This window comes from Kitasatospora sp. NPDC050543 (assembly GCF_044457565.1).
Taxonomy (GTDB): domain Bacteria; phylum Actinomycetota; class Actinomycetes; order Streptomycetales; family Streptomycetaceae; genus Kitasatospora.
Window position 1 is genome coordinate 103302 of the sequence record NZ_JBITGZ010000023.1, and the last position, 24105, is coordinate 127406.

Annotated in this window: 20 protein-coding genes; 10 read left to right on the forward strand and 10 right to left on the reverse strand. The window is 73.5% G+C overall.

From position 1 onward, the window contains the following. Positions 1-156 precede the first annotated feature (156 nt). Positions 157-3450: a sacsin N-terminal ATP-binding-like domain-containing protein gene (locus ACIBH3_RS25575; RefSeq protein WP_396314406.1), complete on the forward strand. Its 3294-nt coding sequence runs from the start codon at positions 157-159 to the stop codon at positions 3448-3450. Between the two features lie 215 nt (positions 3451-3665). On the opposite strand, the gene ACIBH3_RS25580 is transcribed toward ACIBH3_RS25575, so the two are convergent. Together ACIBH3_RS25580 and ACIBH3_RS25585 are read right to left on the reverse strand one after the other, a co-directional pair. Further along, the gene (locus tag ACIBH3_RS25580; RefSeq protein WP_396314407.1) at positions 3666-6236 is read right to left on the reverse strand and encodes a cation-translocating P-type ATPase; all 2571 of its coding nucleotides are present in this window, start codon (positions 6234-6236) and stop codon (positions 3666-3668) included. Between the two features lie 52 nt (positions 6237-6288). After that, positions 6289-6585, reverse strand: coding sequence for a DUF2530 domain-containing protein (locus tag ACIBH3_RS25585; protein ID WP_396314408.1), 297 nt, complete (start codon positions 6583-6585; stop codon positions 6289-6291). Positions 6586-6907: 322 nt separating this feature from the next. Between ACIBH3_RS25585 and ACIBH3_RS25590 the strand changes: the two genes are divergently transcribed. From ACIBH3_RS25590 to ACIBH3_RS25600, 3 genes are all read left to right on the forward strand, one after another. Then, on the forward strand, positions 6908-8362 hold the full coding sequence (locus tag ACIBH3_RS25590; protein ID WP_396314409.1) for an NCS2 family permease: 1455 nt from the start codon (positions 6908-6910) through the stop codon (positions 8360-8362). 422 nt (positions 8363-8784) lie between these two features. Further along, entirely contained in the window at positions 8785-9288 is a 504-nt protein-coding gene (locus ACIBH3_RS25595) for an RICIN domain-containing protein (RefSeq protein WP_396314410.1), read from the forward strand. A gap of 133 nt (positions 9289-9421) precedes the next feature. After that, positions 9422-10345, forward strand: a complete 924-nt coding sequence (locus ACIBH3_RS25600) for a DUF4231 domain-containing protein (RefSeq protein WP_396314411.1) — start codon at positions 9422-9424, stop codon at positions 10343-10345. Positions 10346-10490: 145 nt separating this feature from the next. Here ACIBH3_RS25600 and ACIBH3_RS25605 read toward each other — a convergent pair whose 3' ends face one another. From ACIBH3_RS25605 to ACIBH3_RS25615, 3 genes are all read right to left on the reverse strand, one after another. Next, a complete protein-coding gene (locus ACIBH3_RS25605; protein ID WP_396314412.1) occupies positions 10491-10898 on the reverse strand; it encodes a peptidoglycan-binding protein in 408 nt (135 codons plus the stop codon). A 284-nt stretch (positions 10899-11182) separates the two neighbouring features. Continuing rightward, on the reverse strand, positions 11183-11386 hold the full coding sequence (locus ACIBH3_RS25610) for a DUF397 domain-containing protein (RefSeq protein ID WP_396314413.1): 204 nt from the start codon (positions 11384-11386) through the stop codon (positions 11183-11185). Further along, a complete protein-coding gene (locus tag ACIBH3_RS25615; protein WP_396314414.1) occupies positions 11346-12215 on the reverse strand; it encodes a helix-turn-helix domain-containing protein in 870 nt (289 codons plus the stop codon). The genes ACIBH3_RS25610 and ACIBH3_RS25615 overlap by 41 nt, the downstream gene beginning before the upstream one ends. Before the next feature lie 357 nt (positions 12216-12572). On the opposite strand from ACIBH3_RS25615, the gene ACIBH3_RS25620 reads away from it, so the two are divergent. After that, positions 12573-12977, forward strand: coding sequence for a hypothetical protein (locus tag ACIBH3_RS25620; RefSeq protein WP_396314415.1), 405 nt, complete (start codon positions 12573-12575; stop codon positions 12975-12977). 296 nt (positions 12978-13273) lie between these two features. Next, a complete protein-coding gene (locus ACIBH3_RS25625) occupies positions 13274-14989 on the forward strand; it encodes a hydrogenase maturation protein (RefSeq protein ID WP_396314416.1) in 1716 nt (571 codons plus the stop codon). 84 nt (positions 14990-15073) lie between these two features. On the opposite strand, the gene ACIBH3_RS25630 is transcribed toward ACIBH3_RS25625, so the two are convergent. After that, entirely contained in the window at positions 15074-15880 is an 807-nt protein-coding gene (locus ACIBH3_RS25630) for an MHYT domain-containing protein (protein ID WP_396314417.1), read from the reverse strand. A 354-nt stretch (positions 15881-16234) separates the two neighbouring features. Beyond that, positions 16235-16630, reverse strand: a complete 396-nt coding sequence (locus ACIBH3_RS25635) for a VOC family protein (RefSeq protein ID WP_396314418.1) — start codon at positions 16628-16630, stop codon at positions 16235-16237. 189 nt (positions 16631-16819) lie between these two features. Here ACIBH3_RS25635 and ACIBH3_RS25640 point away from each other — a divergent pair, with 189 nt between their 5' ends. Together ACIBH3_RS25640 and ACIBH3_RS25645 are read left to right on the forward strand one after the other, a co-directional pair. After that, on the forward strand, positions 16820-17254 hold the full coding sequence (locus ACIBH3_RS25640; RefSeq protein WP_396314419.1) for a MarR family winged helix-turn-helix transcriptional regulator: 435 nt from the start codon (positions 16820-16822) through the stop codon (positions 17252-17254). 218 nt (positions 17255-17472) lie between these two features. Continuing rightward, positions 17473-18996, forward strand: coding sequence for an MFS transporter (locus tag ACIBH3_RS25645; RefSeq protein ID WP_396314432.1), 1524 nt, complete (start codon positions 17473-17475; stop codon positions 18994-18996). Between the two features lie 109 nt (positions 18997-19105). On the opposite strand, the gene ACIBH3_RS25650 is transcribed toward ACIBH3_RS25645, so the two are convergent. Then, positions 19106-19621, reverse strand: coding sequence for a GNAT family N-acetyltransferase (locus tag ACIBH3_RS25650; protein ID WP_396314420.1), 516 nt, complete (start codon positions 19619-19621; stop codon positions 19106-19108). 46 nt (positions 19622-19667) lie between these two features. On the opposite strand from ACIBH3_RS25650, the gene thpR reads away from it, so the two are divergent. Next, positions 19668-20261 (forward strand): RNA 2',3'-cyclic phosphodiesterase, encoded by a 594-nt coding sequence (thpR, locus tag ACIBH3_RS25655; RefSeq protein WP_396314421.1) that lies wholly within the window; start codon positions 19668-19670, stop codon positions 20259-20261. 67 nt (positions 20262-20328) lie between these two features. On the opposite strand, the gene ACIBH3_RS25660 is transcribed toward thpR, so the two are convergent. Continuing rightward, positions 20329-20919 (reverse strand): TetR/AcrR family transcriptional regulator, encoded by a 591-nt coding sequence (locus ACIBH3_RS25660; protein WP_396314422.1) that lies wholly within the window; start codon positions 20917-20919, stop codon positions 20329-20331. An 83-nt stretch (positions 20920-21002) separates the two neighbouring features. Between ACIBH3_RS25660 and ACIBH3_RS25665 the strand changes: the two genes are divergently transcribed. Then, the gene (locus ACIBH3_RS25665) at positions 21003-21788 is read left to right on the forward strand and encodes an SDR family oxidoreductase (RefSeq protein WP_396314423.1); all 786 of its coding nucleotides are present in this window, start codon (positions 21003-21005) and stop codon (positions 21786-21788) included. 85 nt (positions 21789-21873) lie between these two features. Here ACIBH3_RS25665 and ACIBH3_RS25670 read toward each other — a convergent pair whose 3' ends face one another. Next, on the reverse strand, positions 21874-23706 hold the full coding sequence (locus tag ACIBH3_RS25670; RefSeq protein WP_396314424.1) for a beta-galactosidase family protein: 1833 nt from the start codon (positions 23704-23706) through the stop codon (positions 21874-21876). Positions 23707-24105: the final 399 nt, after the last annotated feature.

Here is a 24105-nt window from a genome sequence, read left to right on the forward strand (position 1 = left end):
AGCGGCCTTGTCGGGCCTCGTGTCGCACGTGACAGGGCCGCTCGTGAGCCGGGCGCGGCGGCCGGGGCGCGCCCCTGGTCCTGCGGCACGTCCGGGGCAGGGAAGAATGCCCCCGTACGGCACGGCAGGGTGGCAGCGGCGGAAGGTGGCAGTCCAGTGGAGCCTCGGATCATCGGCAGCGGTACGGACGATCAGGCCGCCGACGTCTTCGACACGGCAGGGCTGCGCCACCGGGTGCTGGAGGCCTGGACGGCCGCCCCGGCGCGCTTTCGCGAGGACGCCAACGCGGAGGAGGAGCTCGCGCTCGGCGGTTACCGCGACCGGCTGGTCGTCGAACTCGCCCAGAACGCCGCCGACGCGGCCGCCCGCGCCGGCGGTGAGCCCGGGCGCCTGCGGCTGACCCTGCGTGACGGGGTCCTGGCCGCCGCCAACACCGGTGCCCCGCTGGACGCCGCCGCCGTGGAGTCGCTCTCCACCCTGCGCGCCTCCTCCAAGCGGGCCGACCGCAGCCCGACCGTCGGCCGCTTCGGGGTCGGCTTCGCGGCCGTCCTCGCCGTCACGGACGAGCCAGCCGTGCTCGGCTCGCACGGCGGCGTGCGCTGGTCGCTGAGCGAGGCGCACACGCTGGTGGAGGCCCGGCCCTCGCTCGCCGAGGAACTGCGCCGACGCGAGGGCCATGTGCCGTTGCTGCGGCTGCCGTTCCCCGCCGAGGGAGCCGCGCCCACCGGCTACGACACCGTGGTGGTCCTCCCGCTGCGCGACTCCGCCGCCGAGGACCTCACCCGCCGGCTGCTCGCCGAGATCGACGACGCGCTGCTGCTCACCCTGCCCGGCCTCGCCGAGGTCGTGGTCGAGACGCCGGACGGCACCCGCGTCCTCACCCGCTCCGCCGGGGACCAGCGCCCGGACGGCATCACCACCATCACCCTCACCGACGGCGCCGCGCGCACCGTCTGGCAGAGCGTCACGCTCGCCGGCACCACCGACCCCGCGCTGCTCGCCGACCGCCCCACCGAGGAGCGCGCCCGCCCGTACTGGACGGTGACCTGGGCCGTGCCCGTCGACGAGGACGGCAGCCCGCGCAAGCCCCGGGTCGCGCCGGTGGTGCACGCCCCCACCCCCAGCGACGAGCCGCTCGGCATCCCGGCGCTGCTGATCGCCTCGTACCCGCTGGACCCGACCCGCCGTCATGTCGCGCCCGGGCCGCTCACCGACTTCCTCACCGAGCGCGCCGCCGACGGCTACGCGGACCTGCTGCGGGCCCGGGGCGGCGACCTCGGCTCGCTGGGCCTGGTGCCCGGCCCGCTCGGCCAGGGTGCGCTGGACAACGCGCTGCGCGCCGCCGTCCTGAGCCGGCTGCCCGGCATCCCGTTCCTGCCGCATCCGGCGCCCGTCGAGGAGGGCACCCCGGCGCTGCGTCCGCGCGACGCCACCCTGCTGGAGGGCGCGGACCGGGACGTGGTCGAGGCGCTCGCCCCGATCTTCCCCGGCCTGCTGCCGGCGGGCCTCGAACGCCGCAGCGAGCTGCGGGTGCTGAACGTCCGGCGGATCCCGCTCGCCGAGGTGGTCGACCAGCTCGGCGGCCTGGAGCGGGAGCCCGCCTGGTGGCGCAACCTGTACGCGGCGCTCGGCGCGGCCGACCCGGAGTCGCTCGGGGCGCTGCCCGTCCCGCTCGCCGACGGGCGGATCGTCACCGGCCCGCGCCGCGTCCTGCTGCCCTCCGACGACGCCGACTGGGCCGCCTTCCCCGGCTACCCCGACGCGCTGGCCGGCGCCCTGGCCCGGCTCGACCTGCGGCTGGCCCACCCCGAGGCCGCCCACCCGCTGCTGGCCAAGCTGGGCGCCGCCACCGCCACCCCCGCCGGGGTGCTGGACACCCCCGAGGTGCGGGCCGCCGTGGCCCGCTCCTACGAGCTGGCCGAGGACGACTTCGACGCCGCCGCGGACCTCGCCGACTCCGTCCTCGCGCTGGTCAAGGCCGCCGAGGCGGCCCCCGGAGACCACCCCTGGCTGGCCCGGCTCGCCCTGCTGGACGACGAGGGCGAGGCCTCCCGCGCGGGCGAGCTGATCCTGCCCGACAGCCCGCTCGCCGCGCTGGTGCGCGAGGACGACGCCGGCTACGTCGACGACGAGCTGCTGGAGCGCTGGGGCCCACAGGTGCTGGCCGCCGTCGGCGTGCTGGGTGACTTCGTGCTGGTGCGCGCCGAGGACGTGGTTCTCGACCCGGACGACCTGGAGCGGCTCGACCCCACCGCCCCCGCGGACCGCGCCGCCGGCGGCTCCCCGACCGGGCTGATCGACGAGGCACCGGACGGGCTGGCGGAGTGGTGCGAGGACACCCTGGAGGCCCTGCACGCCGACGACTCGGGGGAACTCGGCGCACCGCCGGTCGCCGCCGAGCTGCTCGCCGTGCGCGACCTAGACCTGGTGGACGACGACGCCTGGCCCGAGGCCCTGGCCCTGCTGGCCCGCCCGCCGTACCGCGAGGCGGTGGTCGGCCCCGTACGCACCCTGCTGCCGGGCGGAAGCTACACCGACCTGCCGCCGTACACCGCCTGGTGGCTGCGCGACCACCCGGTGCTGGACGGCCGCGAGCCGGCCGGCCTGCGCGCGGCCGGCGCCGACCCGCTGCTGCGCGGGCTGTACGACGAGGCCCGCACCACGCTGGACGAGCAGTTCCTGCACGCGCTGGGCGTACGCACCACGCTGGCGGCGCTGCTGGCCGAGCCGCACGGCCCGGACGAGCTGCTGGACCGGCTGACCGACCCGGCCTCCGAGGTCGGCCACCGCCAGCTGCACGGCATCCACAGCGCGCTGGCCGCCGTGCCGGTGGAGCGGATCGAGCCGCTGGACACCGTCCGCGCGGTGCCGCCGCTGGATCCGGAGACCGGCCGCCGCCCGGACGGCACGGTGCTGGTCGACGCCACCGACGCGGTCGTCGCCGACGCGCCCGACCTCGTCCAGCTGCTGCACCCGTACCCGCTGCTGCCCGTCGCCCCGGCGCTGGCCGCCGACCTCGCCGAGCGGCTGCACGTCTCGCTGGCCAGCGAGGTGGCCGGCGGCCGGGTGCTCTCCGAGGGCGTCCTGCACCGGGTCCCGGCGGTGGTGCGGGAGCTGCTGCCCGGCTGCCCGGCCGCGTACGAGGAGCACGAGGAGCTGCTCGTGGTCGGCCCGGACGGCGGGGAGGCCGCCGTCGACTGGCGCTGGGACACCTCGGCCGGCACCCCGGAGGTGCCGTACGACCCGGAGACGGCCGAGGAGGCGGACGAGGACGACGAGTTCGAGGTCCCGCCCGTACCCGGGCTGCTGCACGCCGCCACCCCGGAGGGCCTGGCGGCGGGCCTGGCCTGGTCGGTCGGGCAGTGGCACCGCCGGTTCGAGGTGCTGGCCGCGCTCACCGAGCCGGACCGGGCGTACGAGCTCTCCGCCGCGCGGGACTTCGAGGGCTGACCGGCCCACCGTGGCGGCCCTGACCGCCTCGGCCGCCGCGGCGACCCGCCGCCCGCCGGCGCTACGGCCGGCGCGCGGCGGGCACCGCCCGCGCCTGCGCGGCGTCGCGCGCCGTGTCCCGGGTCGCGTCCTCGGTGTCCTCAGCCGCTTGTCCCTCGCCCCGGCTCTCATCGCTTCCGGCCCCGGCGCGCCCATGTCGCCACCCCCCTCGGCCGTCAATCGTCCGTTCGGCGGTTGATGACCCACCAGACGATTTCCAGCACGATTCCGGCCACCACCGCGATGCCCACGGCGCCCCAGGCGTCTCGGACACCGGCCAGCGAGAGCTGGAAGAAGTCGGACAGCCACGGCACCGTCAGCACCAGCGTGAACGCCCCGCACATGGTGGCGATCAGCAGCAGCCGCCACCAGTTGTACGGCCGGGCCACGATGGCCAGCACCCAGATGGCCACCAGGAACAGTGTCAGCGTGGCCACGCTGGTGTCGGCCTCCAGGTCGGTGCTGTGGTTGGCGCGGGCCAGCGCGTACGCGGTGAAGGTGGCCGTGCCGGCGATCACCCCGCCGGGGACCGCCAGGCGCAGCACCCGCCGGACGAAGCCCGTCCTGGCCCGCTCGTTGTTGGGCGCCAGCGCCAGGAAGAAGGCCGGCACCCCGATGGTCAGCGTGGAGAGCACGGTGGAGTGCCTGGGCAGGAACGGGTACGGCGAGTGGGTGAAGATCACCAGCAGCGCCAGCAGCACCGAGTAGACCGTCTTCACCAGGAACAGGTTCGCCACCCGCTCGATGTTGCCGATCACCCGGCGGCCCTCGGCGACCACCGAGGGCAGGGTGGCGAAGCGGTCGTCGAGCAGCACGATCTGCGCGACCGCGCGGGTCGCCTCGCTGCCCGAGCCCATCGCCACGCCGATGTCGGAGTCCTTGAGGGCGAGCACGTCGTTGACGCCGTCACCGGTCATCGCCACCGTCCGCCCGCGCGCCTGGAGGGCGCCGACCAGCTCGCGCTTCTGCTGCGGTGTCACCCGGCCGAAGACGGTGGTGCGGTCGGCCGCCTCGGCCAGCGCCCGGGCCTCGGTGGGCAGCCTACGGGCGTCCAGCGGGTGCTCGGCGCCGGGCAGGCCCAGGTGGGCGGCGACCGCGCCGACCGCCACCGCCGCGTCGCCGGAGATCACCTTCGCCTCGACCTGCTGGCTCTCGAAGTAGCGCAGGGTGTCGGCGGCGTCGTCGCGCAGCCGCTGCTGGAGCACCACCAGGGCGAGCGGCTGGAGGCCGGCGGCCGGGTCCGGCGCGTCCAGCGGGACGAGCGTGCGGCCGAGCAGCAGCACCCGCAGGCCCTTGGCGCCCAGCTCGTCCACCTCGGCGAGCGCGTCGTGACCGGCGGGCAGCAGGACGTCCGGCGCGCCGAGCAGCCAGCTGGCCTCGCCGCCCTGCGGCTCCAGCAGCTGGACCCCGCTCCACTTGCGGGCGGAGGAGAAGGGCATCGCCTCCAGCACCCGCCAGACGCCGTCCGCCTCGGCGGCGGAGCTGCCGTACGCGTCGATGACGGCCTGCATGCTGGGGTTCGGGCGGGCGTCGGCGCCGGCCATCACCCCCAGGGCGGTCTGCAGGACCGCCCGGTCGGCGAGCCGGACATCGTCGTGGGCTGCGTGGGCTGCGTGGGCGGCGTCTGCGGCGTCTGCGGCGGGCCCGGCGGCCCGACTCCCGGCGCGCCCTTGCCCGTCGGCCTGCGGGAGGCCGTCGGCCAGCGGGCGCAGCTCCACCACGTCCATGCCGCCCTCGGTGAGGGTGCCGGTCTTGTCCAGGCAGACGGTGTCGACCCGGGCCAGGCCCTCGATCGCCGGCAGCTCCTGCACCAGGCACTGCTTGCGCCCCAGCCGCACCACACCGATCGCGAAGGCGACGGAGGTGAGCAGCACCAGACCCTCGGGCACCATCGGCACGATGCCCGCGACCATCCGGCGGACCGCCTCCCGCCAGTCGTTCCGTTCCACCGCGAGCTGGCTGACGACCAGCCCGATCGCGGTGGGGATCAGCAGCCAGGTGATGAACTTCAGGATGCTGTTGATGCCGCTGCGCAGCTCCGACCGGACCAGCGTGAACCGGCTGGCCTCCTCGGCGAGCTGGGCGGCGTACGCCTCGCGGCCGACCTTGGTGGCGGTGAACGCGCCGGCGCCCGCGACCACGAAGCTGCCGGACATCACCTCGGCGCCGGGGTGCTTGAGGACCGGGTCCGGCTCGCCGGTGAGCAGCGACTCGTCGATCTCCAGGCCGTCCGCCTCGGTGACCCGGCCGTCGACGATCACCTTGTCGCCGATGCCGAGCAGCACGGTGTCGTCCAGCACGATCTGGGCGGTCGCCACCTGCTGGGACCGGCCGTCCCGGCGGACCTGTGGTCTGGCCTCGCCGATCAGCGCGAGGCTGTCCAGGGTCTTCTTGGCGCGCAGCTCCTGGACGATGCCGATCGCCGTGTTGGCGACGATGACCAGGCCGAAGAGGCCGTCCTGGATCGGGCCGACCACCAGGATGATGCCGAACATGACGCCGATGATGGCGTTGAAGCGGGTGAGGACGTTCGCCCGGACGATCTCCTTGACCGAGCGGCTGGAACGCACCGGAACGTCGTTGACCTCGCCGCGCGCGACCCGCTCGGCGACCTCGGCGGTGCTGAGGCCACCGCGCCGCACGACCCCCCGGCCGCCGTCGGCCGGGCCGAGCGGGCGGGCCCCGGGCGTGTCGCCCCCCGGACCGGTGCTCCCAGAGCCTTCCGTCTCTCCCGGGGGGTGCGTCATGGCACCGACTCTACGGGGGCGATATGTCCGATGCGCCCTGCCGAAGACCGATTCAGTCCGACCGGGTGGCCGGGGCCTCGCCGTTCGTCGGGGAGGTGCTCCCGGCCGCCGCCCGGCCGCGTGCGATGGCGTCCCGGCGGGCGCGGCAGTACCAGAGGCCGATCAGCCCGAGGCCGCCGCCGGACAGGCAGATCCACGGCCAGCTGCCGTGGCCGTGGTCGGAGAGCGTGCCCCAGAACGGGAGGAGGGCCAGGAATGCGACGAACCACAGCGCCGTGCCGCCGCCGACGATGGCGACGTCGTTGGCCTCCAGGGGTGGGGGTGAGGGGCGCAGTGGGGTCTTGGGCATGTGGCTAGGGTACGGCGGGGGCCGGGGTGGCGTGCAGCGCCCACACGGCAGCGGCCGCTCGGGCGTGGCCGCAGGCCGGCGGCGGGCCGGGTGGGGGCGCGCCGGGAGCAGGTGGGGCCTGATCGAGGGTCGGCTCGAATGATCGTTCTACGCGCGAAGATAGCGCGTGCACGATCGTGGATTCCATACTTGAGGCTCCGGTCGGCCCCGGCACGCGAGCATGACCACCTGCCAGCGTGACCCCCCCGAGCCCTCCGAACCGCCCGGCCACCGTCGCCCCGGGCAAGGACCCCCTCCTCAGCCCCCACCAGAGGACGCACGAATGCCAGTGGCCCAGCCGACCACCGAGTCGCCCGAGCCGTCCCCGTCGTCGCCCCCCGCCGGCGCCGTCGACCGCTTCTTCCGGATCTCCGAGCGGGGCTCCAGCCTCGTCCGCGAGTTCCGCGGCGGAGTCGCCACCTTCTTCACGATGGCGTACATCCTCGTCCTCAACCCCATCATCCTGTCCAGCGCCGTCGACGTGAACGGCACTCACCTGGACAGCGCCCAGCTGGTCACGGCGACCGCCCTCACCGCGGCGCTGACCACCCTGCTGATGGGCGTGATCGGCAACGTCCCGATCGGCCTCGCGGCCGGACTCGGCGTCAACACCATCGTGGCCCTCCAGCTCGCCCCCAGGATGACCTGGCCGGACGCGATGGGCATGGTCGTGCTGGCCGGCTTCGCGATCATGCTGCTGGTCGCCACCGGGCTCCGCGAGCGGGTCATGAACGCCGTGCCGCTCGGCCTGCGCAAGGCCATCGCGATCGGTATCGGCCTCTTCATCACCCTGGTCGGCCTGGTCGACTCCGGCTTCGTCAGCCGCATCCCCGACGCCGCGCACACCACCGTGCCCATCCAGCTCGGCGGCAACGGCCACCTGCTCGGCTGGCCGGTGCTGGTCTTCGTGCTCGGCCTGCTGCTGACCCTGGTGCTGCTGGTCCGCAAGGTGCCGGGCGCCATCCTGATCAGCATCGTGGTGATGACCGGCGTCGCCGTCGTGATCGACCAGATCGCCGACATCGCGCCGCTCGACTGGGGCCTGACCGTCCCGGCCTGGCCCGGCAACCCGGTCGCCGCACCGGACTTCGCGCTGCTCGGTAACGTCAGCCTGTTCGGCGGCTTCTCCCAGGTCGGTGTCCTGACGGGTGTGCTGTTCGTCTTCACCGTGCTGATGAGCTGCTTCTTCGACGCGATGGGCACCATCCTCGGCGTCGCCGACGAGGCCCACCTGCTCGACGAGAACGGCGACCTGCCGGGCATCAACCGGATCCTGATGGTCGACGGCGTCGCCACCGCCCTGGGCGGCGCGACCTCCTCCTCCGCCAACACCTGCTTCGTGGAGTCCACGGCGGGCGTCGGCGAGGGCGCCCGGACCGGCCTCGCCGCCATCGTCACCGGCGGCCTCTTCGGGGTGTCCCTCTTCCTCACCCCGCTGGCCACCATGGTCCCCGCCCAGGCCGCCACCCCGGCCCTGGTCACCGTCGGCTTCCTGATCCTCGCCAACTCCATCCGCGAGATCGACTGGGACGACTACACCATCGCCGTACCCGCCTTCCTCACCATGGTGATGATGCCGTTCACGTACAGCATCACCAACGGCATCGGCTTCGGCTTCATCACCTTCTGCGTCCTGCGCCTGGCCGCCGGCCGCGGCCGCAGCGTACCGATCGCCCTGTACGCCGTCGCCGCGGTGTTCGCGTTCTACTACATGCTCCCGGCCCTCGGCCTGGACTGACCGAACTCGTGCGGATGGCCTGCCTCTCCCCGGTGGAGCGGCAGGCCATCGTGCTTCCCGGCCACCGCCTGCGGTGGCCGGCGCGCGGGCGGGCGAGCCCCGCGGGCGCGCGGGGGAGCGGAAAGTCGGACCGGCCGACTCTCCGCTCCAAACCCCAGCCTCTGGATCTGAACAACAACGGGACGCCGGACCTGATGGTCCGCCGGAAGTCCGATGGCCACGCCCGCATCTACTGGGGCAAAGGGCGCGGGCGGCCATATCGACCGACCGACGTGTTCCGGGAGGGCGCAGGCCTGATCTCGGTGGGGGGCATGCTCTGCCGGGCCGGATCGCTGCGCTATTCCTGTTGGGTCACCTGCTCCGCACTCAGTACGGTGATCCCCGGCCGGACCCGGCCGAAGATCTGTGGAGAGTAGCCAGATATGAACCCAGTCAGAGCAGGCAGGATCGCGGCGTCGATCGTCGCCGCAGTCGCACTGATCACCGCTGCGGCGGCACCCGCCTCCGCCAATGTCCCGTTGAAGATCGGGACGCTGAACAACATCAACAGTGGCAGGTGCCTGGAGATAGCCGGCTGGAGCACCGACGCGGGTGCCACCGCAAATCAGTGGGACTGCAACGGCGGTGCCAACCAGCGTTGGAACATGGCCGCCGGCCAGCAGATCTTCGTCAACGTCAACAGCGGCAAGTGCCTGGAGATCGCCGACTGGCGGACCGACAACGGTGCTCCGGTCCGGCAGTGGGACTGCACCGGCGGCGACAACCAGAAGTGGTACCTGCTGCCCTTCGGCAACAGCTGGGGGATCGGGAACCTCCACAGCGGCAAGTGTGTGGAGATCTCCGGCTGGCGGACCGACAACGGTGCTCCTGCCCGCCAGTGGGACTGCAACGGCGGTGCCAACCAGGTCTGGTACATGGGCAACTGAACTCAGGGGCCCGGGTCGTTCTCCGGCCTCGGCGGGCCGCCCGCCGCCGTGCAATCTCAACAATCCGGGGGCTGTGTAGCCCAGTTGATGATGGGCATACTGGTCTGGCGGACACGGGGAGGGGGTTCGGCCGATGGTGCAACAGGATCCGCCGGGGACGGTCGAGGCGAGGCTGCTGCCGGAGCCGTTCTGGACGGCGGACCAGGCGTCGTTGCAGGGCCAGCGCCAGACACTGCGCTGGTACCGGGGGCAGATCGTGATGCTGGTGCTGGCGGCGCTGGTCAGCACCGTGCCGGGGCCCTCGCACCGGGGTGACAGCGACGTCACGCCGCTGTTCTCGGTGGCGGCGTTCCTGGCGGCCGGCTACTTCTGGTACCGGCTGCGGCAGAGCAACCCGCAGGGGCGCTGGTACGAGGCGCGGGCGGCCGCGGAGTCGGTCAAGACGCTCGCCTGGAAGTACGCGGTGCGGGCGCGGCCGTTCGACGGCGAGGCCGACTCGGTGGTGGCCGAGAACGGCTATCTGCTGCAAGTGGCCGACGTGCTCAAGGCGTTCGAGGACCCGGCCGTGGTGCCGCCCGGCGCCGTACCGGAGATCACCGACGAGATGCGCCGGGTCCGGGCGAGCGCCCTGGTGGCCCGCCGCACCCTGTACCTGCGTACCCGGGTGGAGGGTCAGCGCACCTGGTACCGCTCGCGGGCCGACGCCTGCGAGTCGCAGTCGGTGTCCTGGGGGCTGGGCACGGCGGCGCTGATCATCGTCGGCGGCGCGGCGGCCGTGGCGCAGGCGCTCGGCGCCCTGCCGGTGCACGCCTTCGGGGCCTGCTCGGCGGCGGCCGCCTCGGTGATCGCCTGGACCCAGCTCAAGCAGCTCCGGCCGCTCGCCTCGGCGTACCAGCTGGCCGCCAGGGAGCTGGAGAACGTCGGGATGCAGCTCTCCGACCTAGACCTGTCGGCCTCCGACGCCGAGACCCGCTGGGCCAGGCTCGCGGCCGAGGCCGAGGACGCAGTCTCCCGCGAGCACACCACCTGGCGGGCCCGCCGGGCGTTCCCGCGTTAGACGGTCGATTCCACGGAGGGCCGGGCCGTCGCGGCCCGGCCCTCCGGAGGTTCCGCAGGAGAGAGAGGTCTCCGGGAGAGCGCCTCCCCCGCGATGACGGTGTGCCCGCCGGGCGGCGCGGGGCCGCCCGGCGGGCACGGGAGGGTCAGTCCAGGTGGGTGGGGACGTACATGCCGCCCAGCCCGTCGCTCGGCACGTAGGTGAAGCAGTAGCCGCTCAGGCCGCCGTAGTACTGGTCGCCGAAGTAGAGCAGGTAGTTGCCGGTGTTGGGACCGACGATCCCGTCCGGCTTCAGGCCGAGGCGGTCCTGGAACCACTTGACCTGGTCCTGAGTGGCCGGGCCGAACTGGCTGTCCTCGCCGATCGTGGCGCGCCCGGCCTTCCGGGCGACGTCGTTCACCAGGTGCTGCACGCACCAGGCGCCGGCGCCGCTGCTGCCGCGGCTGACGTAGCTCGCGCCCTCGGCCGCGGAGGCGGTGCTGCTCAGTCCCCCGATGGCCAGGGTCGCTGCACCGAGCACGACGGCCGTCTTGGCCGCAATCTTCTTGAACACTTCGCTGGTCCCCGTTTCTCTGCAGCACCGGTGGCCTCTCGCCGCCTTCGTGCGGCGGGCTTCCGGTGCGTCAACTGGTCGCGGCGTGAACGGTCGCCCGTCCGAGCCGCACCTCGTGAGCCAGAACTGTATGAGGACGAGGATCGCGCCGGGCGCGGGTTCGGCGTCCCACGGGCGGCCGATCGCTGTCCCATGGCTCTGACCTGGGCATTGGGACATTGGTAGGTGCTCAAGTGGGGACAAGGCAGACGCCCCTGTTCCACCCGGGGTGGTGGAACGGGGGGTCAGACGGTGCCGAACTCGCCGGTGGCGGTGGCGGTGACGAAGGCCTGCCAGGCGGCGGGGGTGAAGTCGAGGCTGGGGCCGTCGGGGTCCTTGGAGTCGCGTACGCGGCCCGGGTTGGCGTCGTCGACCTCGACGCAGTTGCCGCCGTCGCCGTTGGTATAGCTACTCTTCCGCCAGCGGGCGGCCTTCTCGTCGGATCGCATGACTGAACTCCTCCTGTGCCGCGCGGATCATCTCTGCCGAGTCTTTGGGTGGCAGGCCCTGAGCCCTGAGCAAATCGTAGAGCGCGCGGCGTCTGGTAACGCTTTCCGGGTCCTCGATCAGCGTGCCTGATCGGGCACCTTCTTCGTAGGGGACCATGGACCTGTCCGGCAGAGTCAGCAAGGTCAGTGATCCGCCCATCAGCTCCGAGTGCTCGCCCACGGAGTATGGAAGCACTTGGATCGTTGCGTGCCGCAGCCTGCCAGCAGCGAGCAGTGCGCCCAACTGGCCATACATGATCTGAGGCCCGCCCACTGGCCTGCGGAGAGCTCCTTCGTCCAGGATGAACCAGTAGCGCGGCGGCCTCGGCGCATACACGCGAGCCTGCCGCTTGAGTCGCGCCTCCAGCTTGTCGGCGATCTCCTCGTCAGTGCCGAAGGGGTCGCTGGAGCTCAGCAGCGCCTGTGCGTACTCCCGTGTCTGGAGCAGGCCGGGGACGATGGGTGCGTACTCCTCGTGCACCGTGGCCACCGCCGCCAGTGCCATGAACCGCCGGTACTTGTCCGGGAACTCCTCCCTCCGCGCCAGCGGGTAGAGCTTCAGGAAGATCCCGTCCGTCCCGAACGCCGCGTCGAGTGCCTCCGACAGCCCGCGCGGCGGCAGCGACTCCGCCGTCTCGATGCGTGACAGGTGGGCCTTGCTGAAGTTCAGGATCTCGGACAGCCGGGTGAGCGACATGTTGTCGGCGCGCGCCCGGCGCAGGCGGATCTCGGCGCCGTACAGATCCCGCGCGGATCTCTCCGGCTGTAGGTCGCGCGGCTTGAAGGTCATCTGCCGTCCTCCCCTGTTCCAAGCTCAGGGCCGGGACTGTGTCCCGCTGTTGAGCGTAGCTGCGAAGCGCGACGATCGGTGCACGGAAGGTGAGACGGCTACGGAAGGGGGCGCGGTGGGCGCTCGAAGCAATCCCTGCACGCCGGGTGTCGGCGAGGTGGTCCGGGACGCGAGAACCGGGCGTACAGGGGTCTGGATGGACGTTCTCGGCGGACATGTCTACCTCCGGCCGGAGGGCGGGGGCTGTGAGTGGACGGCCAGACCGCAGGACGTCCGGCCTGCGGGGGAGCGGCCCCGCCCGGCCGTCGCGGCCGGTGCCGAGCAGGGCCCGCGTGCCGACGAGAGCCGGGTGGCCTGATGGGCGGCCGCGCGCGGTTCGTACGTCCGCTGACCCGGTTCTCGTTCCGCGTCGAGCGGTGGTGGCGGTCGGAGGGGCAGTTCTCCTGGCCGGTGTGCTTTGTCAGCCCGCGCCGGCGTGCGATCTGGCGTACGTACGTCGAACTCGGCGCGGAGCGCGGGCTGCCGGAGGGCCGGACGCGGCCCGCGCCGTTCCGGTTGGCGGCGCTGCTGGAGGCGATGACGGGAGAGACCGTCCAGGTTCGGCTGCGGCCCGGCGGATTCCGGCTGGAGGGGGTGCTGCCCGTCGATCCGGTGCTTCAGGTCGCCGCGTACCCGATCCTCGGATCGGCCGACCGGTGGGGCGCGGGTGGCAGCCGTCGGTACTTCGTCGAGGTGGGCGACCAGACCCCGTTCGATTGGTAGCGCGTCGCAGTGGGGAGGTTCGGCGGGGGGCGCGGGAGTTTGGTCGTACTGCTGTGCAGGGCGGGTGAGAGTCGGTGGCGGAAGCGGCCTTCGTGACCCTTGCGTGTCCATGCCCGTGTTTGGATCGTCGCGGCCGCGCCCGGAATCCCCGGGAAGCGACCCCGTGCCGGGGGGCATGGCCGTACGCGGTACCGCTGCTGGCCTCCGCCGTGGCGGGCTCCCGCGCTGCACCCCTGCCGGCCGGCCCCTCGCGCGACTGCGTACCACCACGTCTGATACCCGGTCGGAGGGCACCCTTGCGCATTCTGCTGATCGCCAGCGCGTTCAACAGCCTGACTCAGCGCGTCCACACCGAGCTGCGCGAGCGCGGTCACACCGTGGCGGTGGAGCTGGCGCTCGGTGACGAGCCCGTACGGGCGGCCGTCGCCCGGATGGATCCGCAGCTGATCGTCTGCCCGATGCTCACCCGGGCGATACCGGAGGACGTCTGGTCCACCCGCCCGGTGCTGATCGTGCACCCGGGCCCGAAGGGCGACCGCGGGCCGTCCTCGCTGGACTGGGCCATCCACGAGGGCGCCGAGGAGTGGGGCGTCACCGTCATTCAGGCCGTCGAGGAGATGGACGCCGGTGACATCTGGGCGTCCGTGAACTTCGGCGCCCCGCCCTGCGGCAAGAGCGAGCTCTACCGGGGCGAGGTCGCGGACGCGGCCGTCACGGCGGTGCTCCAGGCCGTCCAGCGCTTCGAGGGCGGGTTGTTCACCCCGGAGCCGTTGGACTACGACCGCCCGGACGTCCGGGGCCGGCTGCGGCCGTATCACGCCCAGGAGTTCCGCCGGATCGACTGGGCGGCCGACGACACCGCCACCGTGCTGCGCAAGCTCCGCTCCGCGGACTCGCAGCCCGGCGTGCTGGACGAGCTGTACGGGCGGGAGTACTTCCTGCACGGCGGGCACCCCGAGGACCGGCTGCGCGGCAGCACCCCCGGCGCCGTGCTCGCCACCCGCGACGGCGCGATCTGCCGGGCCACCGTGGACGGCGCGGTCTGGATCCTCCAGCTGCGCCCGCGCCGGACCCCGGGCGGTCCCGCGACCTTCAAGCTGCCCGCCGCGACCGTGCTGGCCACGGAGCTGGCCGGGGTCCGCGAGGCGCCGCTGTCGCCCGCCGCGGCGGCGGGGCGCGACACCTGGGCGGAGATCCGCTACCGCGAGGAGGGCGCCGTCGGCTTCCTGGAGTTCGCCTTCCCGAGCGGCGCGATGAGCACCGACCAGTGCCGCCGGCTGCTCGCCGCCTACCGGGAGGCCGCGGACCGGCCGACCTCGCTCCTCGTGCTGGGCCCATCCCGGGACTTCTTCTCCAACGGCATCCACCTCAACGTGATCGAGGCGGCGACGTTCCCCGCGCTGGAGTCCTGGGACAACATCAACGCGATGGACGACCTGGTCGAGGCGATCCTCACCACGACCGACAAGTTCACCGTCTCCGCCCTGGCCGGCAACGCGGCGGCGGGCGGGCTGATGCTCGCCATCGCGGCCGACGAGGTCTGGTGCCGCGACTCGGCGGTGCTCAACCCGCACTACCGGCTGATGGGCCTGTACGGCTCCGAGTACTGGACGTACACCCTGCCGAGCCGGGTCGGGGAGGAGTGGGCCGAGCGGCTGACCACGGCGGCGCTGCCGGTCGGGGCGGCGCAGGCGCTGAAGCTCGGGCTGGTGGACCGGACGGCGGGTGGTGACGCCGAGGAGTTCCGCCGCTGGGTGGGCCGGGAGGCGGCGGCGCTCGCGCGGTCGGGGGAGCTGTCCGGGCGGCTGGTGCAGAAGAAGCGCCGCCGGGCCGAGGACGAGGACGCCAAGCCGCTCGCGGAGTACCGCCGGGAGGAGCTGGGGCGGATGCACCGCAACTTCTACGGCTCCGACGACTCCTACCACCGGCTGCGGCGCAACTTCGTGCACAAGGTCTGCCCGGTGGCGACCCCGGAGCACCTCACCGTCCCGATCGGGGCGCCGGAGGCCTGAGCCGCGGCGCGGGCCCGACCCCGCGGACGACGGCGGCCCCGGCCGGGCGGATCGGATCCGCCCGGCCGGGGCCGCCGTCATGCCTCAGCGCCCGGGCGCGACCCGCTGGCGCGGCATCAGGCGCGGCGCCGGGCCGACCACGACGGGCTGCGTCTGCGTCTGAGCCTGCTCCTCGGTGCTCGGCGCGGCGGCGAAGGCCAGCGCGCTGAAGAAGACGTAGCAGCCGAGGCCGACCGCGAGCGGGAAGACGAACTGGAGCGCCACCACGCCGCCGGGCACGGGGCGGTCGGGGCTCAGGTGCACCGAGATCGCCGCCATGCCGGTGTAGTGCATCGCGCAGACCGCGACGCCCATCACCGGCGCCGCCGACAGCACCGCGAGCGTGCCCTTGATGTTCAGCGCGGCCCAGAGCGCGGCCGTCGCCGCGAAGATCGCGATGCCCACCGAGATCCCGACCGTGACGTGGTCGTAGGAGAGGTGGCCGGGCACGACCATCGCGGCCATGCCCATGTAGTGCATCGCCGCGACGCCGAGGCCGGTCGCCGCGCCTCCCGCCAGCAGCGAGCCGAGCGGGTTGCGGCTGTAACCGACGGTGAACAGCCCCAGGCCCACCACCGCGACCGCGACGAGCAGGCTGAGCACCGTGAGCGGCACGTTGTAGTGGATCTGGGCGCCGGAGACGGCGAAGCCGAGCATCGCGATGAAGTGCATCGACCAGATGCCCGTGCCGAGTGAGGCCGCGGCGAACAGCAGCCAGTTGCGCTTGGTGCGTCTTTCCGAGATCAGTGCCCAGCGGGTGCCGCGCAGTGCGACGAAGGCCCCCAGACAGGCCACGAAGTACGAGATTGCCGGTGTCACCCAGCCGTAGACGGCGTGGTGGATCTCACCCAAGAGGAACTCCCAGGACGGAGTGGGGAGGCATGGCGCCAGGGCTCGGGCGGACGGTCCGGCGGGGAGGTGCGACGGGGAATGCTCAGCGGGTGCGTCGAGCATGGACGGCGCGAAGCGCGCGAGGGGGGCCGGGCCCTACCCAGGGAGCCCTGTGTGTGGTGCCCCTGACAACGAGGGACAGTAGTCACTACCGATGAGTCGCACAATGCCTCTCGAATCGGTAAAACCCCTGGTCAGAGCCGCCCTTCACGGGAGGGGCAAGATCTTGGCACCAAGTTCTGACGACGCCTCCGCAGCGCCCCCGTCCGGCCTGGACGAGGGCGCCGACGCCGTCACGGCGCCGTCACATCGCCGTCACTCCGCCGGTGCGAGGCCGAACGGGTGGCCCGCCGGGTCGATCAGTACGCGCAGGGTGCGCCCGTGCTGGTACTCGGGCTCGGTGGCGCCGAGGGCGAGTGCGCGGTCGGTGGCGTCGGTCAGGTCCTCCACGTAGAAGTCCAGGTGGAAGTGCTTGCTGCCGTCCGGATTGCCCCAGGGCGCCGGCACGTAGCCCTCGACCCGGCCGAAGCCCAGCGGGGTACCGCCCTCGGGGTTGTCCAGGATCGCGAAGTTCTCGTCCACGTGCCGGGACTCCCAGCCGAGCACGCCGCCGTAGAAGGCGGCCAGCGCGACCGGGTCGGCGCAGTCGATGGTGACCATGGCGAGGCGGGCGAAACCGGTGGCGCTCTGATCGGAGGGGAGGTCGGACATTCGAGTCGGCCCTTCTGCTGGCTCGGGTGGTGCGCACTGAGTCTGACCAGCATCCCGCGCCACGTCTGATATGTCCGTTCCTGTTCCCTTCCCGTCCCGCGCGTGTCGGTTCCCGCCCGCGCGTGTCGACGGTTCCGGGGCGGCGATATCGAGTTTCCTTAGGAAGGGTAATGAGCTAGGCTAAAGAACATGCCCGAGATGTCCGAGCCGGACCTCGCAGCCATCAGTCAGCTGCGGTCGTCCACCATGCGCCTCGCCCGCCGACTGAGACACCAGCGTGTCGAGGAGTCGCTCAGCCCCACCGAGATGGGGGTGCTGGGCACGCTCGGGCGCTGCGGCAGCGCCACGCCCGGCGAGCTCGCCAGGCGCGAGCACGTCCAGCCTCCGTCCATGACCAGGATCGTCGCGATGCTGGAGGAGAAGGGCCTGGTGCGGCGCGAGCCGCACCCGGACGACCGCCGCCAGGTGGTCGTCAGCAGCACCGAGCAGGCCGAGGCGATCCTCGCCGAGAGCCGGCGCCGGCGTAACGCCTGGCTCGCCGAACTCGCGGAGGGGCTCGACGAGGAGGAGTGGGCCGTCCTCAGGGAGGCCGCGCCCGTGCTCTACAAGCTCGCCCACCTCTAGGCGCGCTCGAAGGGCGCAGGACACAGCTCGCTGAACGCGGGACGCAGGACGCAGGTCGCACGACGGTGCGCGTACCCACCCGGGTGCGCGCACGAGGGGCGTACGGCCCGAAGGCACCGGACCGGACGAAGGAGTACCGCATCACCGCAGCACAGATCACCGACACCAGAAGCGCGACGGCGAACCTGCCCGTCATCGCGCACCGAGGGGAGACCACCGTGACACCGCCGGCCGCAGCCAGCGCCGCCGCCATCCGTACCGACGAGCAGAGCACCGACCCCACCGCGGCCACCGCCGCCACCGCCGAGAGCCAGGCGCCCGCCCCGACGGGCCTGCCGGGCACCGGCGACGACGACCCTGAGGAACGGACCGCGGCGGCCTCCCCCGCCGCGTCCGACACCGGATCCACCGGTTCCAGCCCCACCGGCGCCGAATTCACCCGCCCCGGGGGCATGTTCTCCTCGCTGCGGATCCGCAACTACCGCTACTTCTTCGCCGGCCAGGTGATCTCCAACACCGGTACCTGGATGCAGCGCATCGCCCAGGACTGGCTGGTACTGAGCCTGACCGGCAGCCCGCTGGCCGTCGGCATCACCACCGCGATGCAGTTCCTGCCGATGCTGCTGCTCGGCCTGTTCGGCGGCGTCCTGGCGGACCGGATGCCCAAGCGCAGGCTGCTGATCGCCACCCAGGGCGCGATGGGCCTGCTGGCCGCCGGCCTCGCCGCGATGACCATCGCCGGGATCGTGACGCCGTACTACGTCTACTTCTTCGCGCTGCTGCTCGGCCTGGTCACCGTGGTCGACAACCCGACCCGGCAGGCCTTCGTCTCCGAGATGGTCGGCCCGAAGGACCTCGCCAACGCCGTCAGCCTGAACGCGGCGAACTTCCAGACCGCCCGGCTGGTCGGCCCGGCCGTGGCCGGCCTGCTGATCGCGGCCGTCGGCAGCGGATGGGCGTTCGCGGTCAACGCGCTCTCGTTCGTCGCCGTGATCGCCGGACTGCTCGCGATGCGGACCGGCGAGCTGCGCCCGACCGCGCCGATCGCCCGCGAGAAGGGCCAGCTCCGCGAGGGGCTGCGGTACGTCAGGGAGCGGCCCGAGCTGATCTGGCCGATGGTGCTGGCCGGCTTCATCGGGACCTTCGGGTTCAACTTCCCGACCCTGCTCTCCGGCTTCGCCTACGGCACCTTCAAGGTCGGCGCGGGGCAGTACGGCCTGCTGAACACCGCGATGGCGGTCGGCTCGCTGGCCGGCGCGCTGCTCGCGGCCCGGCGCGGCGCGCCCCGGCTGCGCCGGCTGGTCGGTGCGGCGCTCGGCTTCGGGCTGCTGGAGGTGCTGGCCGCCTTCGCGCCCGGCTACTGGTCCTTCGCCCTGCTGCTGACCCTGATCGGGATCTTCGGGCTGAGCTTCAACACCTCCGTCAACTCGGCGCTCCAGCTGGCCACCGATCCCGCGATGCGGGGCCGGGTGATGGGGCTGCTGGTGCTGGTCTTCACCGGTGGCACGCCGATCGGCGCCCCGCTGGTCGGCTGGGTGACGGACGTGTACGGCCCCCGGCTGGGCCTGCTCGCCTGCGGGGTGGTCTCGACGATCGCCGCGCTGGTGGTCGGCCTGGTGCTGGCCCGCAGCGCCGAACTGAGACTCCGGGTGGACCTGCACCCGGGGCGCGGCGGCCGGGTGGTGGCCCTGGTGCCGCGCACCGCGACGACCGTCAAGTCACAGCTGGCCGAGGCCTGCTGAACCACCGTCGGGCCGGGCCGCGCAACGCGGTCCCGGCCCGACGGGCGGTCGGACACCCGGGCGGTCGGAGGCCCGCCGGGTGGCCGGATCGTCCTGCCGCGCTCCGGCGTCAGACCCTGATCTCCAGGACCTGGCCCGGCCACGGCCCGCTCGGCTGCTGCACCTCGAAGGCGTTCGTCTCGGTGAACCCGAGGGCGCGGTACCGGCCCACCAGCCGCCGGTCGTCGCCCGCGTAGCAGTCCACCCGCAGCAGGCCGATGCCCCGGCGGCGGGCCTCCTCGACCGCGTCCGCGATCAGCGCGGCGCCGATCCCGGAGCCGGACCGCGAACGGTCGGTGACCAGGTTACGGACGTACAGTTCACGCTCCGGGGCGGCCGTGACGTAGTCGGGCGCCACCTCGGCCAGCACGCAGCACCCGACCGTGCGGCCGCCGGCGTCCTCGGCCAGCCGGACCAGGAAGTCCCGGGTGTACCCGTGGATGTGCTCGACGGCCGCCGGCCGGCTGCTCCAGGGCCGGTCGCCCCACTGGCCGGTGCGGCCCAGTGAGGCCAGCCAGGCGATGGCGGAGTCCAGCAGGGCGATGATGTCGGCCGCGTCGTCCGGGCCGCCGGTGCGAATCTTCATGGATAACCGTTCTAGCCGACGTGGGGCCGCGGTGGAAGATGGGGCCATGAGGCTCTTTGTGGCGGTGCTGCCGCCGGTCGAAGCGATGCAGGAGCTGGCGGACGCGGTGGCCCCGGTGCGTGAACTGCCGGGCGCGGAGCGGTTGCGCTGGACGGGGGTGGACGGCTGGCACCTGACGCTGGCCTTCCTCGGCGAGGTGCCGCTGGAGCAGTTGCCGCAGCTGGAGGGGGTGCTGGACGCGGCCGTGGCGGGGCACGGGGTGCACCGGCTGCGGCTGGCCGGCGGCGGGCGGTTCGGGGACCGGGTGCTGTGGGCCGGGGTGGACGGGGAGACCTGGGCGCTGCGGCGGCTGGCGGAGGCGGTGGCCGGGGCGGCGGCCGAAGTGATCGGCGAGAGCGACGCGTTCACCTTCCACCCGCATCTGACGCTGGCCAGGAGCGGGTCCTCGCGCGGGATGCGGCGGGCGGTCCAGCGCGGGGTGGCGGCGGAGCTGGAGGCGCTGGCGGCGGGTCTGGCGCAGTTCCGGGGCGGCGAGTGGCAGGCCCGCGAGGTCCATCTGATGAAGAGCGAGACGGCGGGCGGCTTCGTGCACTACGAGAGCGTCCGCAGCTGGCCGTTGGCCACCTGGCAGCAGGGCTGAGCCAACCCGCGTACCCGCGTACCCGCCGGCCCGCGGCCGCCGGCTGCCGGCGCCTCGGTGCCCGTGCTCAGGGCCAGGCGCGCATCGCGGTGTCGGCGACCTGCTCCAGCTCGGCGCGGCCGGCGCCGTCGCGGGCGCGCTGGGACATGCCCAGGATGACGGTCGCGGTGAAGACGGCGAGCGCGTGGGCGTCGGTGCCGGGCGGCTCGTGGCCGGCCGCGACATCGGCGCGGATCCGGGACTCGATGACGCGGAGGTTGGCGTCGCGCAGCTCGCGCAGGCTCTGGTCCACCTCGGGTGAGGTGCAGTTGACGGCCGAGCTGACCAGCAGACAGCCCCACGGGTGGGCCGGGTCGGTGCCCGCGGCGGCGGCCTCGCGCAGCAGCCGGGCGACGGCCGCCCGGGCGGTGGGCTCCTCGGCCATGGCCTGGGCGCCGCGTGCGCCGTAGGTGCGCCGGTAGGTGGCCACGACCTCTTCGAAGAGGCTGCGCTTGTCGCCGAAGGCGGCGTAGAGGCTGGGCGGGCGGATGCCCATCGCGGCGGTGAGGTCGGCGACGGACGTCGCCTCGTACCCGCGCTCCCAGAACAGCCGCATCGCCTGCTCCAGGGCTGCCTCGCGGTCGAAGGAGCGTGGGCGGCCGCGCTGGGTGGTGGTCATGCGGCCGATTCTATATCGAGCACTACAGAACCATGTTACGGTTCATTTCATTAGCGACCACTACAGAAATGGGGGGCGTGGCCATGGGCACGCTTGCGGGGCGGACTGCACTTGTGACCGGCGGCAGTCGGGGGATCGGCCGGGGCATCGCGGAGCGGCTGGCGCGGGAGGGCGCGCTGGTCGGGGTGCACTACGGCAGCAACAGCGCGGCGGCCGGGCAGACCGTCGAGGCGATCACGGCGGCGGGCGGGCGGGCCTTCGCCGTCGGTGCCGAGCTCGGCGTGCCGGGGGACGCCGAGGCGCTCTGGAAGGCCTTCGACGCGGGGCTGGCCGAGGCCGGCGCCGAACCCGGGCTGGACATCCTGGTGAACAACGCCGGGATCGCCCTGAACGGCCAGGTCCAGGAGGTGTCGGAGGTCGACTTCGACCGGGTCTTCGCGGTCAACGTCAAGGCGCCCTTCTTCATCCTCCAGCACGGCCTGGAGCGGCTGCGCGACGGCGGCCGGATCGTCAACATCTCCTCCGGCGTGACCAGGATCGCCCTCCCCGATGTCGCCGCGTACTCGATGACCAAGGGCGCGCTGAACACCCTGACGTTCACGCTGGCGCACCAGCTCGGCGCCCGCGGGATCACCGTCAACGCGGTGGCGCCCGGGTTCGTCGTCACCGACATCAACCCCTGGCTGGCCGACCCGCAGCAGCGGGCCTGGGCGGCCGGGTTCTCGACGCTGGGCCGGGTCGGCGAGGTCGCCGACATCGCGGACGTGGTGGCGTTCCTGGCCTCGGACGACTCCCGGTGGATCACCGGGCAGTACCTGGACGCGACCGGCGGCTCGCTGCTCGGCGTGACCGGAGCAGCCGCGGGGTGACCTGCGGCCTGGCCGCGCCGGGGGCGGGCAGCGGGGTGGCGCTCCCGGCGCGGGCGGTGGGCCCCGCGCCGGGAGGTGCGGTGGTTCAGCCGAGGTCGGGCCGCTCCCGCAGCTCCACGACGGTCGGCTCGGCGTCGCCGAGTTCGAGCAGCACGATCTCGTTGACGCCGGACCGCAGCACCGGCTGCGGGCAGTAGAGCGTGCGCTGCGGGCCGCGCTCGTCGTAGCGGCCCAGGGCGAAGCCGTTCACCCAGAGCTGCCCGTACCGCCCGCCGGGCACGGCCAGGAAGGTGTCGCCGGGGCTCCGGACGGTGAGCGTGCCCCGGGCGAGGTAGGGCCGCTCGGCCGGCGGCTCGGGGCGGAACCCGAGTCCGGCCAGGCCCGCCAGGCCCGCCAGGCCCGCCAGGCCGGCCGGATCGGCCAGCTCGGCCAGCTCGGCCAGCTCGGCCAGTCGGACGGGCTCGGCGCGGCAGCCGTGCAGGTACTGGCGTTCGTGGCGGACGCCGCCGATGATCCCCTTGGTCTCGCCGACCTGGGGGCCGTAGTTCACCCGTCCGAGCGATTCGACCAGCAGCTCGACCGTCACCCCGCCGGGCACCGCCAGCGGCGCGTGCTCCACCCCGCGGGCCAGCTCCGCCACCCGCTCGCCGTCCACCCAGACGGTGGCGCGGTCCCGCAGCCCCTCGACGGTGAGCGGCAGTTCGGGTCGTGGGCCCGGTACCCGGAAGGTGTAGCGGACGAGTCCGTGCTCCAGCCCGAGCTCCTCGAAGGTCGGTGGCACGGGGGAGTCCACCGCGGCGCCGTACGGCAGCGGCGCGAAGGTGGTCAGGGCGACCTCCTGGGCGGGCAGCAGCGGCGCCGGCCCGGGCAGCTCGGGCTCGCGGTCGTCCAGGAAGCGCGCCTCGACGGGGTGCTCGGCGGCGAAGTCCGCCAGGACGGCCCGGAAGAGCTCGTACTTGGCGGTGGGCGCGCCGCGCTCGTCCAGCGGGGCGTCGTAGTCGTACGAGGTGATCGCCGGCTGGTACGGGGAGTCGACGTAGTCGGTGGAGTTGAAGGGCGGGTCGGCGTGGTTGGCGCCGGCCGTGGTGGCGAAGTTGGTGCCGCCGTGGGCCATGTAGATGTTCACCGAGCCGCCGGCCGCCAGGATCCGGCGCAGCGCGTCGGCGGCGTCCTCGGGCTCGCGGGTGTGGTGCTTCTCGCCCCAGTGGTCGAACCAGCCGTTCCAGAACTCCATGCAGAACGGCGGGTCCTGCGGGCGGTGGCGGCGCAGCACCTCGAAGGCCGCCTCCGGGTCGGAGCCGAAGTTGACGGTGGCGAGCAGTCCGGGCACGGTGCCGGCGCTGAGCAGGTGGTCCTCGGGGCCGTCGGAGGTGAACAGCGGCACGCTCACGCCCCGGCGGCGCAGGCCCTCGGTGAGGTGGCTCAGGTACGCGGCGTCGCTGCCGTGCGAGCCGTACTCGTTCTCGACCTGGACGAGCAGCACATTGCCGCCGCGGTCGCTCTGGCGTTCCACCACGCCGGGCAGGACGGCGTCGAAGTAGGCGTCGACGGCGGCCAGGAACTCGGGGTCCGAGGTGCGGGCGCGGCGGCCGACCCGGGCGGTCAGCCAGCCGGGCAGCCCGCCGTTGTCCCACTCGGCGCAGATGTACGGGCCGGGGCGGACGATCGCCCACAGGCCCTGGCGGGCGGCCTCGTCGAGGAAGCGGGGCAGCTCGGCGAGCCGCCGGAAGTCGCCGGGGGCGGGTTCGTGGAGGTTCCACGGGACGTACGTCTCAACCGTGTTGAGGCCCATCGCGCGCAGTGCGGCGAGCCGCTGGGGCCACTGTTCGGGGCGGGTTCGGAAGTAGTGCATGGCGCCGGAGAGGATGCGCAGGGGGCTGCCGTCGAGCTGGAATCCGCTGGAGTCGTAGGTCAGCATGAGCACCAGCCTGGGGGAAGGGCGGCCCGAACGCCATGCCCGGCCCGGCCGGGGGTACCCTCGTTGATCGTGGACCCCAAGACTCGTATGCGTATCGTGACCGGCGCGCTCCTGCTGCTGCTGGCCGTCGTGGTGATCAGCTCACTGGTCAGGAAGTAGCTCGCGGGGGCGGCGCGGACGGCCTGCCGAAGGCCCGTACGCGGCCCACGCGGGGCAGCTCACCCGGCCGGCTCTCCCCGCCGGGAGGCGGCCCCCGGACAACGCGGAGAAGGGGCCCCCCCCCCCGGCGGGGGGCCCCCCCCCCCGGGGGGGGGCCCGGGGCGGGGGCCCCCCCCGGCACGGGCCTCGGGCAGCACCACCAAATGGGAGCAGGGGGGGTGCGCCCCCCCCGCCGCCCCG